The organism is Burkholderia anthinoferrum, from assembly GCF_002925705.1.
GTDB classification, from domain to species: domain Bacteria; phylum Pseudomonadota; class Gammaproteobacteria; order Burkholderiales; family Burkholderiaceae; genus Burkholderia; species Burkholderia semiarida.
Map to the genome: position 1 here is coordinate 164,287 of NZ_LFZP01000056.1, position 10,630 is coordinate 174,916.

Annotated in this window: 11 protein-coding genes and 1 pseudogene; 4 read left to right on the plus strand and 8 right to left on the minus strand. The window is 68.9% G+C overall.

The features are described 5' to 3' along the window. Positions 1-354: 354 nt before the first annotated feature. The 3 genes from C5F75_RS27215 to C5F75_RS27225 form a co-directional block, all read right to left on the minus strand. Positions 355-558 carry a DUF2970 domain-containing protein gene (locus C5F75_RS27215; protein ID WP_006486164.1) on the minus strand — a complete coding sequence of 68 codons (204 nt, stop codon included), beginning with the start codon at positions 556-558 and terminating at the stop codon, positions 355-357. 121 nt (positions 559-679) lie between these two features. After that, positions 680-2,743, minus strand: coding sequence for a pyridoxamine 5'-phosphate oxidase family protein (locus C5F75_RS27220; protein ID WP_060011762.1), 2,064 nt, complete (start codon positions 2,741-2,743; stop codon positions 680-682). 36 nt (positions 2,744-2,779) lie between these two features. Beyond that, positions 2,780-3,424, minus strand: coding sequence for a glutathione S-transferase family protein (locus C5F75_RS27225; RefSeq protein WP_059580227.1), 645 nt, complete (start codon positions 3,422-3,424; stop codon positions 2,780-2,782). Positions 3,425-3,550: 126 nt separating this feature from the next. Here C5F75_RS27225 and C5F75_RS27230 point away from each other — a divergent pair, with 126 nt between their 5' ends. Then, positions 3,551-4,510 (plus strand): LysR family transcriptional regulator, encoded by a 960-nt coding sequence (locus tag C5F75_RS27230; protein WP_059580224.1) that lies wholly within the window; start codon positions 3,551-3,553, stop codon positions 4,508-4,510. 24 nt (positions 4,511-4,534) lie between these two features. Here C5F75_RS27230 and C5F75_RS27235 read toward each other — a convergent pair whose 3' ends face one another. The 3 genes from C5F75_RS27235 to C5F75_RS27245 form a co-directional block, all read right to left on the minus strand. Then, on the minus strand, positions 4,535-4,864 hold the full coding sequence (locus C5F75_RS27235) for a type II toxin-antitoxin system RelE/ParE family toxin (RefSeq protein WP_050014473.1): 330 nt from the start codon (positions 4,862-4,864) through the stop codon (positions 4,535-4,537). After that, entirely contained in the window at positions 4,861-5,133 is a 273-nt protein-coding gene (locus tag C5F75_RS27240; protein WP_050014516.1) for a type II toxin-antitoxin system Phd/YefM family antitoxin, read from the minus strand. Before C5F75_RS27240 ends, C5F75_RS27235 begins: the two co-directional genes overlap by 4 nt. A gap of 90 nt (positions 5,134-5,223) precedes the next feature. Beyond that, positions 5,224-5,880 (minus strand): TetR/AcrR family transcriptional regulator, encoded by a 657-nt coding sequence (locus C5F75_RS27245; protein WP_063892428.1) that lies wholly within the window; start codon positions 5,878-5,880, stop codon positions 5,224-5,226. 88 nt (positions 5,881-5,968) lie between these two features. Between C5F75_RS27245 and C5F75_RS27250 the strand changes: the two genes are divergently transcribed. The 3 genes from C5F75_RS27250 to C5F75_RS27260 are packed head-to-tail and all read left to right on the plus strand — an operon-like array spanning position 5,969 to position 9,442. Then, complete coding sequence (locus tag C5F75_RS27250) at positions 5,969-6,871, plus strand: SDR family NAD(P)-dependent oxidoreductase (protein WP_059580219.1); 903 nt, start codon at positions 5,969-5,971, stop codon at positions 6,869-6,871. Beyond that, positions 6,868-8,451: a flavin-containing monooxygenase gene (locus C5F75_RS27255; protein WP_059580218.1), complete on the plus strand. Its 1,584-nt coding sequence runs from the start codon at positions 6,868-6,870 to the stop codon at positions 8,449-8,451. Before C5F75_RS27250 ends, C5F75_RS27255 begins: the two co-directional genes overlap by 4 nt. A 7-nt stretch (positions 8,452-8,458) precedes the next feature. After that, entirely contained in the window at positions 8,459-9,442 is a 984-nt protein-coding gene (locus C5F75_RS27260; protein WP_059580216.1) for an alpha/beta fold hydrolase, read from the plus strand. A gap of 63 nt (positions 9,443-9,505) precedes the next feature. Here C5F75_RS27260 and C5F75_RS27265 read toward each other — a convergent pair whose 3' ends face one another. Both C5F75_RS27265 and C5F75_RS37555 read right to left on the minus strand, forming a co-directional pair. Continuing rightward, complete coding sequence (locus tag C5F75_RS27265; protein ID WP_059580213.1) at positions 9,506-9,904, minus strand: carboxymuconolactone decarboxylase family protein; 399 nt, start codon at positions 9,902-9,904, stop codon at positions 9,506-9,508. A gap of 243 nt (positions 9,905-10,147) precedes the next feature. Then, positions 10,148-10,630, minus strand: a pseudogene (locus tag C5F75_RS37555) (hypothetical protein); the annotation flags it as partial.

A 10,630-nucleotide genomic window follows, 5' to 3' on the forward strand; every position in this document is an offset into this window, starting at 1 on the left:
CTGCATCGCGCGGTCGTCATGCGGGGGACGCTTCGAACGCCCCGGTGCGGGCGGCGGACACTGGCGCCGGCCGTTCAACGGAACGGCGGCGTGCCCGGCTCGCGCGACATCGCGGCGTGGCGCGCATTTTACCCCGGGCGGGGCGAAGGGCCGCGGAACCGGGCGGAACGGGGAACAGGAGACAGGAAAGGCGGGAACGGGAACAAGCGGCTCGGGCAGCGCGACAACGGCGGCAATGCGGTCGCGATGCGCGTCGTGCGTGCCGGCCTCCGGCGCCGGCGTCGTATGCGCCGGTCGAGCGGCCTGAAACCGGAGCGGAGAAAGCGGCCCGCTACCGGTTCGCCGGCCGTTCGCTCAAAAGCCCTGCATCGTCACGGTCGGATCGACGACCAGATGCACGACGCCGTAAATCACCGCGCCAACCAGCAGCGCAAGCAAAATCGCGACGAACGGCAACAGCGTGAAGTTGGCGTTCGCGAGATCGGTCGCGTGCGCCTTGCTGTTGCGCACGCCGAAGAAACTCCACAGGACCAGGCGGACCATGCCGAGCAGTTTCATGATGAGCTCCTTTCATCGAATCGGTTGACGCTATCGTCGATCCGGACGGCATCCGAAAAAAGAAGCAGTTGCGCGCGCTTTTCGCGCAGCAGGCGGTCTGCGGCGGCATGTCGCACACGCGTCAGCAGTCGAGCACGAGCGGCTCCCTGGCCCCTTGCGCGGGCCGCGCGACGCACGGCAGCGCGCAGCCCGGTTCGATCGCCGCATCGGGCGCTCGCTCGTAGTCGACCGCGCCGGACAGCACGCGTGTCGCGCACGTGCCGCACGAACCGGAGCGGCATTCGGACGGCACGCTCACGCGCTGCCCTTCCGCGAATTCGAGCAGCGTGCCGTCGGCGGGCGTCCACGCGGCCTCGCGCCCCGTGCGCCGAAATACGACCGGCACGCCTGCCGCCGCGCACGTGGCAGCCGCGCGGGTCGCACTGCGCGAGACGCTCGACGGCCCGAATGCCTCGAAGCGGATGCGCTCGTCCGGCACGTTCAGCGCGCGCAGCCCGTCGTACAGGTCGCGCATGAACGCCGCCGGCCCGCACAGGTAGAAATCGTAATCGTCGAACGAAAGGAGCCGCTTCAGTTGCGCGACGTCGATCCGGCCGGCCCGCGCGGCCGAGCGTTCGTCAGGAAGACTGTCGAACCAGTGAAGCGACATGCGTGCATCGGCGGCCGCGATGCGCGCCAGCTCGGCGGCAAACGGCCGGTCGGCCGCTTCGCGCGCGCCGTGCACGAACACGATGCGGCGCGACGGCGTATCGTCGGCCAGTACGCGGCGCAGCATCGCGACCATCGGCGTGATGCCGATACCGGCAGACACGAGCACGGCCGGCCGCGGGCTCGCGAGATCGAACGTGAAGCGGCCGCGCGGCATCTGCGCATCGAGCGTCATGCCGGCCTGCGCGTGGTCGTGCAGCCACGCCGATACGCGCCCATCGCGCTTCACGGTGATCCGGTAATGCGCGCCGCCCGGTGCGTCGGACAGCGTGTAGCTGCGGATCGTCGGTGCATCGCTGCCCGGCAGCGCGATGCGCAGCGTCAGGTGCTGCCCGGCTTCGTACGCAGGCAATGCGCCGCCATCCGCGGGTTCGAAATGGAACGACCGGATCGCGCGCGCTTCGTCGACGATCTTCGCGATCCGCAGCGGCCGCCATGCGGGCGCCTTTACCGGCGCGGTCGCGGACGGCACCGGCCCGGCCGTCGCCGCCGCCGGCCTCGACGCCGCCGCCATCGCCGCGAACTGCGGCGCACGCTCGACCGCCGACCACCGGAACGGCAGCACCGCCCGCATGCGCCGCACTTCCCGCACATGAAACCGCACGACGCGCTGCGCGCCGTCGAACGACGCGACGACCGGCCCGTCCCACACGATCTCCGCGTGCGCGGCGACATACAGCAAATCGCCGCTTTCGAAATCGATGAACAGCAGCCCCGCGCGCGGATCGTGCCGCAGGTTGCCGAGCGTATTGAAGAACCGATTGCCGCTGAAATCCGGCGTGGTCAGCGTGCGCGCATCGTCGACGCGCACGAAGCCCGGCATCCCGCCGCGATGCGACACGTCGGCGCCGCGCGCCGCACCGGCCTGCGCCGACGTGTTCGCGCTCGCGACGAAGAACGTGTCGGCCTGCGCGAGCAGCGCACGATCCGCGTCGCTCAGCGCATCCGACACGTCGGGCGCGACGGCGGCCCCGACCTCCCGCGCGACGAAAGTCGGCTTGCGGCCCTGGATGTATTTCGCGCAGTTGCCGAAGCTCTGCTCGACCGCGATCGTCAGCGCATCGCCGTCGACCGCGCGCACGACGCCGTTCACGCGATTGCGGCGCCGCGTATCGAATTCGATGCCGAGCCCGCCGAGCGGCGCGCCCGCGTGCCATGCGCCGGCGAGCGGATCGCCCGGCAGCGCGGGCGCCGCGATGCGCAGCGTGCGCGGGTCCGGCGACGTGACGAAACCCGGCGCACCGGCCCGCAGCGTCGCCCACGGCTGGCCGTGCGCATCGACGCCGCCGAGCACGAAGAACGGCAGTTGCGCGAAAAACGTCCGGTGCTGGTCCGGCATGAAGCGCCGGATCCCGCGCCGGCCGGCCGCGCCCGCCGCGTCCGCCACGCCTGCGCGCTGCTGCACGGCAAGCTCGCCCGCGTGAAACGGCGCGGTATCGAGTTCCCACCCCGGTACGACGGCGGTCGGCGCGTTCATCTCGTTCTCCGTGGACAGATGCGTTGGCGGCAGGCGTTACGCGGCGAGCAGGCCCGCGCGCGTCGTCGGCATCGCGACGAAACCCGGCAGCGCCTCGATACGCGCCAGCCACGCGCGCACGTGCGGATACGGTTCGAGCGACACGCCGCCTTCCGGTGCGTGCGCGATGTACGTGTACGCGGCGACGTCCGCGATCGTCGGCTGCGCGCCGGCCGCGAACGGCTTGCCGGCCAGCTCGCGATCGATCACGTCGAGCACCTTCGCGGCCGTACGCTTGGCCGCTTCCGCGTCGAGTTGCGCGCCGAACACGGTCACGAGCCGCGCGGCCGCGGGGCCCGACGCGATCGGGCCGGCCGCGTACGACAGCCAGCGCTGCACGACGGCCGCGCCGACCGCGTCGTCCGGCAGCCAGTGTGCGTCGCCGTAGCGCTTCGCGAGATACACGAGGATCGCGTTCGAATCGGCGATCACGGTGCCGCCATCGTCGATCACCGGCACCTGCCCGAGCGGATTCAACGCGAGAAACGCCGGTTCGCGTTGCGCGCCGGCCGCAAGATCGACGTCGATGGTCTTCGACGGCAACCCGAGCAGCGACAGGAACAACCGGACACGGTGCGCGTGCCCGGACAACAGGAACGAATAAACGCGGATCGGCGAGGCAGGCTTGCTGGCGGCAGACATGGAAACACTCCGGAATCTCGCGTCGCCGGGAATCGGCGACGAACGGCTCCAGCGTAGCGCTCGCCGTTCGTCTCCATAAGACGGATAATCGCGGAAACATTATCCGCTTGCATAGGACAATCGACGATGGCTGATCTGCGCGACGTGAACCTGAACCGGCTGGCGATCTTCGTCGCGGTGGTGGAGGCCGGCTCGCTGACGGCCGCGGCCGAGCGGCTCGGCCTTGCGAAGACGGTCGTCAGCACGCACATGCAGCGCCTCGAATCCGAGGTCGGCGCGAATCTGCTGGTGCGCACGACGCGGCGGCTGAGCGTGACCGACGCCGGACGCGTGTTCTACGACGCGTGTCGCGACATCGTGCGCGCCACCGAAGCCGCGCTCGACGCGGTGTCGTCCGACGCCGGGCCGCTGCGCGGCACGCTGCGCGTGAGCGTGCCCATCGACTACGGCGCGCTGGTCGTCGCGCCGGCCGTGGTCGCGCTGCGCGACCGGCATCCGGCGCTCGCGGTCGAACTCGTCGCGAACGACCGCGTGGTCGATCTCGTCGCGGACAACCTCGACGTCGCGATCCGCATCGGCCGCCTCGCCGATTCGAACTATCGCGCGGTGCAGCTCGGCACGTACGAGAAATGGCTGGTCGCGAGCCCGGCGTTCGTCGCGCGGCACGGGCTGCCGCGCGATCCGGATGCGCTCGCCGCGCTGCCGTTCGTGATGTTGTCGTCGCTGCCGCGCCCGCATACGCTCGAACTCGATCACGTGCGAGGCGGCCGCGCGTCGGTGCGCTGCGTCGCGCCGGTCGTGTCGAATACCGCGACCGCGTGCCGCGCGATCGTGCTCGCGGGCGGCGGCTTCGGGCTGCTGACGGATTTCTCGGCCGCGGACGACGTCGCGACCGGCCGGCTCGTGCGGCTGCTGCCGGGCTGGCGCACGGCGCCCGCCGGGATTCATGCGGTGTTTCCGTCGACGCGGCTGCCGTCGCCGAAGGTACGGGCGTTTGTCGATGCGATGAAGGCGAGGCTCGGGGTGACGGCGGCGGCACCGATTACGCGGCGCGCAAGTTCGAAACCACGGAGGGCGGGATCGTGAAACGAGGAAGAATGGCGATCGCGCTCAATGAGCGACCACAAGCCGCCTCATCAGCAAGGACTTCAGATCCCTGCGCGTATCGCAAACGATATGCACGTGAATGGTGTCGCCTCGCACGTCATAAATGATGCGGTTCATTCCGGCAATGACTTCGCGATACTGACCGAGGCTGATATTCGCGAGTTCATCAGGAATCCTGCCGTGATTCGGAAAAGCGCGAATCGATGCAATGGCGTCCTTGATCTGCCGGTAGCTCGTTTGCCAGGTAGCCGAACCGAAATTCGATACGAGATAGCGCTTCAACCTCTTCAGATCTTCTTCCGCCGAACGAAGAACGACAACCCGCAGTGTCATTGATCGTCGTCCTTGTCGAGGTCCGCAAAGACATCCTCGACTGGACGGAAGTGGCCCTGCTCGATCTCCCGATTGCCGAGTGCAAGCAGCCGAAGAAGCGCAAGCGTCTCTTCATGCTCCTCATACGACTTGACGTCCATGACAACGAGCTTCGCCTCTCCGTTCTGGGTAATCAGCATCGGCTCGCGGCTTTCCGAGATGTCCCTGACGATATCGGCGGCGTGGCTCTTGAGATAGCTGATGGGCTTGACCTGGGTAGAGAATTTCATGGAACACGTCCTGTGCCAGTCCATAACAAGACTGATTATAGTCCGAATTTGGTCTCGTCCGGCCAATGAGCCCCGTTTTCCCGCGCGTCCCTAGTCGCGCGCCTGCAACGTCCCCAGCAGCACCTTCCTGCAACTGGAAATCATCAGTGCCTCCGGATCGCGATAGTCGGTCAGCAGCCACGCCGCGCCGACGTTCGTCATTGCGCCCACCAGCGCGAGCCCGATCAGCCGCTGCTCACTGCGCTCGCCAGGCGTCGCGGCCTCGCCCGGCGCGCCAATCGCCATGATCAGCTTGCCGAAGTCGATCAGCATGCGCTGATACGTCATGTCGGTATCCGCGCTCACGCCCATCACCTCGAGCAGCAGCACGCGCGCCGCGCACGGGTCGCGCAAAAACGCGAAGAACGCCGCGAGCCCCGCGTCGACGCGCTCCCGCAGATCGCCGCCGCGCGCGGCGACCGCCTGCGCGACCGCGTCATGCAACTGCTGCGCGTGATGCAGGTAGGTGCAGCGCAGCAAATCCTCGGTGCTGTCGAACGCCGCATAGAAATAGCGGTCGTTCAGCTTCGCTGCCTGGCAGATCGACCGCACGGTCGCCTTGCGAAAACCCACCGTACCGAACACGCGCGTCGCCGCGCGGATCAACGCGTCGCGCCGCTCGGCGGCCCGTACCTCGGGCGCCACGCCGCCATACGACCGGCCCCTTCTTTCCGTTTCGAGTGCTTTCTCCATTCCGCTATTTGACATCAGGACACCCGAAAACTAAAGTGGTGACGAACAACACCACAATAGATGCGCCGCCGGTACAGCGCAAGCGGAACGGGAGGAACGACGGATGAAGGGATTTTCCGGCAAGGTCGCCGCGATCACGGGCGCCGGTTCGGGCATGGGCCGCAGCCTCGCGGTGGAGCTTGCGCGGCGCGGCTGCGAGGTCGCGCTCGCCGACGTCAACGATGTCGGGCTCGCCGGCACGGCGGCCGCCTGCGCACGGCACAGCGTGCGCGTGAGCACGCGGCGGCTCGACGTCGCCGATCGCGACGCGGTGTTCGCGTGGGCCGAGTTCGTGCGCGCCGAGCACGGCAAGGTCAACCTGATCTTCAACAACGCAGGCGTGTCGCTGGCCGCCAGCGCCGAAACCGCGCGCCTCGCCGATCTCGAATGGATCGTCGGCATCAATTTCTGGGGCGTCGTGCACGGCACGCAAGCGTTCCTGCCGCATCTGCGCGCGTCGGGCGACGGCCATGTCGTCAACACGTCGAGCCTGTTCGGGCTCGTCGCGATGCCGACGCAAAGCGCGTACAACGCGACCAAGTTCGCGGTGCGCGGCTTCACCGAGGCGCTGCGGATGGAACTCGAACTCGACGGCGCGCCGGTGAGCGCGACGTGCGTGCATCCGGGCGGCGTCGCGACGAGCATCGTCGATGCTGGCCGCGTCGACACCAGCATCCACGCGCTGACGGGCCAGGACGAAGCGACCCATCGCCGCCAGGCCAACCGCCTGATCAACGCGACGACGGCCGACGAGGCCGCGCGGCAGATCCTCGCAGGCGTCGAGCGCAATGCGCGCCGCGTGCTGGTCGGCGCCGACGCGCGCCGGCTCGACCGGATCGCGCGGCTGCTCGGCGCCGGTTACCAGTGGCTGATGCTGCGCCATGTGCGCCGCGCTCGCGCACGCAACCTCGAACGCGCCCACGCTCCGGCCGCGCGCCCGACCACGCCGACCCAGGACCCCGCATGATCTCGACGACGACCGACCGGCGCGACGCGCCGCCCGCCCCCGACGCCCGCCGCGACAGTGACGAAAACCGCGACCTCGACGTGCTGATCGTCGGCGCAGGCCTGTCCGGCATCGGTGCCGCGTATCACCTGAAGCAGCGCTGCCCGCATGCGAGCGTGGCGATCGTCGAGGCGCGCGACGCGATCGGCGGCACCTGGGACCTGTTCCGCTATCCGGGCGTTCGTTCGGATTCCGACATGTTCACGCTCGGCTACAGCTTCCGCCCGTGGCACAGCGACAAGGCGATCTCCGACGGCCAGACGATCCTCGACTATATCCGCGACACCGCGCGCACCTACGGCATCGACAAGACGATCCGCTACGGCAGGAAGGTCGTCGCGGCCGACTGGGATTCGAGCCGCGCGCGCTGGACGGTACGCATCGAGCGCACGCAAAACGGCGCGACCGACACGCTCGTCTACACCTGCCGCTTCCTGTTCATGTGCAGCGGCTACTACGACTACGACGCAGGCTATCTGCCCGACTGGGCCGGCATGGACACGTTCGAGGGCAAGCTCGTGCATCCGCAGCACTGGCCGAAGGATCTGTCGTACGCGAACCGGCGCGTGGTCGTGATCGGCAGCGGCGCGACGGCCGTCACGCTCGTGCCGTCGATGGCGGCCGACGCGCGGCACGTGACGATGCTGCAGCGCTCGCCGACCTACATCGTGTCGCTGCCCGCGCGCGACCGGATCGCGAACGCGCTGCGCCGCGTGCTGCCGTCGCGGCTCGCGCACCGGCTGGTGCGCGTGAAGAACGTACTGCTGACGATGTACCTGTACAACGTGTCGCGCCGCAAGCCCGAGCAGACGAAGAAGTTCATCATCCGCGCGGCCAGCAAGCAGCTCGGCCCCGACTTCGACGTCGCGAAGCACCTGACGCCGCGCTACATGCCGTGGGACCAGCGCGTGTGCCTCGTGCCGAACGGCGACCTGTTCAAGGCGATCCGCGCGGGCCGCGCGTCGATCGTCACCGACGAGATCGAGCGCTTCACGCCGACCGGCCTCCGGCTGAAGAGCGGCCAGCAGCTCGACGCGGACGTGATCGTCACCGCGACCGGGCTGAAGGTGAAGATGCTCGGCGGCGCGCGCGTGACGGTCGACGGCCGCGTGGTCGATTTGCCCGAGACGGTGTCGTACAAGGGCATGATGTACAGCGACGTGCCGAACCTCGCGTCGTCGTTCGGCTACACGAATGCGTCGTGGACGCTGAAGGCCGAGCTGATCGCGCGCTACGTGTGCCGGCTGCTCAACCACATGCGCGCGAACGGGTACGACACGTGCGTGCCGCGGCTCGGCGCGGGCGATCTCGGCGACGTGCCGGCGGTCAACCTGAGCTCCGGCTACATCCAGCGCGCGGCCGGCATCCTGCCGAAGCAGGGGCGCCGCAAGCCGTGGAAGTTCCACCAGAACTACGTGCTCGATCTCGCGTCGCTGAAATTCAGCGCGCTCGCCGATTCCGCGATGCATTTCGAACGCCGCGCCACAACCGGCCCGGCCGCCACCGCGCCGGCTGCCGAACCCGCACTCGAAACCCGCTGAGGCCGACATGACTCCTACGCTCCATCTGATCCAGAACGTCCTGCTCGGCGTCGTCGCGGCGCTCGCCGCGCTCGCGCTGTTTTCCGCTTACGTGGCCCGTCGCGTGACGCGCGCGTTTCCGCCCGAAGGCCGCTTCGTCGACATCGACGGCGACCGCATCCACTACGTCGAATACGGCAACGGCCCGCCGATCGTGTTCGTCCACGGGCTCGCGGGGCAATGGCGCAATTTCGCGTACCTGCCGCTCGCGCGGCTCGCGCAGCAGCATCGCGTGATCCTGATCGACCGGCCCGGCGCCGGCCGCTCACTGCGCGGCGCGGCCTCGCAGGCGAACGTGTTCGCGCAGGCCCGCACGGTCGCCGCGTTCATCGACGCGCTGAAACTCGACAGGCCGGTGCTGGTCGGCCACTCGCTCGGCGGCGCGATCGCGCTCGCGGTCGGCCTCAACCATGCGGACCGCGTGAGCCGGCTCGCGCTGATCGCGCCGCTGTCGCACGAGCAGACCGAACCGCCCGCGCCGTTCAAGCCGCTGATGCTGCCGTCGCCGCTCGTGCGCCGTTTCGTGTCGTGGACCTTCGCGATTCCGCTGACGATCCTGACCGGGCGCAAGGCCGTGCGCCAGGTGTTCGCGCCGGAGGACGTGCCGCGCGACTTCCCGGTCAAGGGCGGCGGCCTGCTCGGGATGCGCCCGCACGTGTTCTACGCGACGGCGACGGACCTGCTGTCGGCGCCCGTCGATCTGCCCGCGATGGAGCGCCGCTATCCGGAACTCGCGCTGCCGGTCGACGTGCTGTACGGCCGTGCCGATCCGATCCTGAACTGGCGCGCGCACGGCGACGCGCTCGCGCAGAAATCGGCGCGCGTGCGGCTGAAGGTCGTCGAAGGCGGGCACATGCTGCCGGTCACGCTTCCCGAAGCGACGGCCGACTGGTTGCTCGAAGTCGCCGCCGCGCCGGTCGACGTCGCCGCGCAGCCGGTGCGCATCGCGTAGGCCGCGGCGGCGACGCAGGGCCGGATTCCGATGCCGTGCCGGGCAGCCGGCGCCGCATCGGGTTCAGGCTCCGTCGTCGGGTATCGACAGCCCGAGATCGGCGATCACCTCGCGCGCGTTGCGAAACGCCTCGACCGCGGCAGGCGCCCCTGCGTACAACGCGCTGTGCAGCAATACCTCGCGGATCTCGACGAGGCTCGCGCCGTTGTTAAGCGCGCCGCGAACATGGCCCTTCAGCTCCGTGCCGCGGCCGAGCGCCGCCAGCATCGCGCACGTGCACAGGCTGCGCGTCTTCAGGTCGATCCCGCCCCGCTGCCACGTGCTGCCCCACGCATGCTCGTTCAGCCAGTCCTGCAACGGGCGCGAAAATCCGTCGAGGTCGCGCATCGCGCGCTCGACGAACGCCTCGCCCATCACGTCGATGCGCCGCGCCTTGCCGTATTCCCTGTCCTGTTCGCTCATGTCGATGTCCTGGTTGGAGTCGGGACCGCTTCGGCGTCGCCGGCGGCCGGAAGATGTCGAGCCATGTTCGGGCGAGCCGCGCGTTTCGTCAAAGATGCGGCGCTCGGTTCGCGGCCGGTCGCGTACCGGGCGGCCGAACGCTACGTAACATCCGGCCGCGCGTTACGGCGCCTGAAGGGAACATCGCAGCCGCGACGTGCGCACGCCGCACGTGCCTGTCGCGCGAAACCGCCATTCCTCCGTTTAAATCGCGTCGATATTCGCGGTTTCCGCAATAAATCGCGACGCCGTTTCGCGAAACCTGTCATGGCGCGGAATTTGCAGTGAAGGCCTGGGACACACTTCCAATGTCGAGGCCAACATGCACACTCTCTTCAAGAAGACGACGGTAACGATGGCCGTCTCGTCGCTGCTCGCGCTGTACGGCTGCGGTTCGGTCGACGGACCGACGACCCCGCCGACGATCAAGCCGAGCACGTCCGGGACGAGCGGCAGTTCGGGGACTTCGGGTACGTCGGGCGGCGGCTCGTCGGGGACATCGGGCGGCGGGAGTTCGGGTACTTCGGGTACTTCGGGCACTTCGGGTACTTCCGGCACTTCGGGTACTTCCGGCACTTCGGGTACTTCCGGCACTTCGGGTACTTCGGGTACTTCGGGTACTTCGGGCACTTCGGGCACTTCGGGCACTTCCGGCACCTCGGGTACTTCGGGTACTTCGGGTACTTC

Excerpts from the sequence above, each read along its gene's own strand:
- C5F75_RS27215 (WP_006486164.1), bottom strand. The coding sequence starts at position 558 with ATGAAACTGCTCGGCATGGTCCGCCTGGTCCTGTGGAGTTTCTTCGGC.
- C5F75_RS27220 (WP_060011762.1), bottom strand. The coding sequence starts at position 2,743 with ATGAACGCGCCGACCGCCGTCGTACCGGGGTGGGAACTCGATACCGCG.
- C5F75_RS27225 (WP_059580227.1), bottom strand. The coding sequence starts at position 3,424 with ATGTCTGCCGCCAGCAAGCCTGCCTCGCCGATCCGCGTTTATTCGTTC.
- C5F75_RS27230 (WP_059580224.1), top strand. The coding sequence starts at position 3,551 with ATGGCTGATCTGCGCGACGTGAACCTGAACCGGCTGGCGATCTTCGTC.
- C5F75_RS27235 (WP_050014473.1), bottom strand. The coding sequence starts at position 4,864 with ATGACACTGCGGGTTGTCGTTCTTCGTTCGGCGGAAGAAGATCTGAAG.
- C5F75_RS27240 (WP_050014516.1), bottom strand. The coding sequence starts at position 5,133 with ATGAAATTCTCTACCCAGGTCAAGCCCATCAGCTATCTCAAGAGCCAC.
- C5F75_RS27245 (WP_063892428.1), bottom strand. The coding sequence starts at position 5,880 with ATGTCAAATAGCGGAATGGAGAAAGCACTCGAAACGGAAAGAAGGGGC.
- C5F75_RS27250 (WP_059580219.1), top strand. The coding sequence starts at position 5,969 with ATGAAGGGATTTTCCGGCAAGGTCGCCGCGATCACGGGCGCCGGTTCG.
- C5F75_RS27255 (WP_059580218.1), top strand. The coding sequence starts at position 6,868 with ATGATCTCGACGACGACCGACCGGCGCGACGCGCCGCCCGCCCCCGAC.
- C5F75_RS27260 (WP_059580216.1), top strand. The coding sequence starts at position 8,459 with ATGACTCCTACGCTCCATCTGATCCAGAACGTCCTGCTCGGCGTCGTC.
- C5F75_RS27265 (WP_059580213.1), bottom strand. The coding sequence starts at position 9,904 with ATGAGCGAACAGGACAGGGAATACGGCAAGGCGCGGCGCATCGACGTG.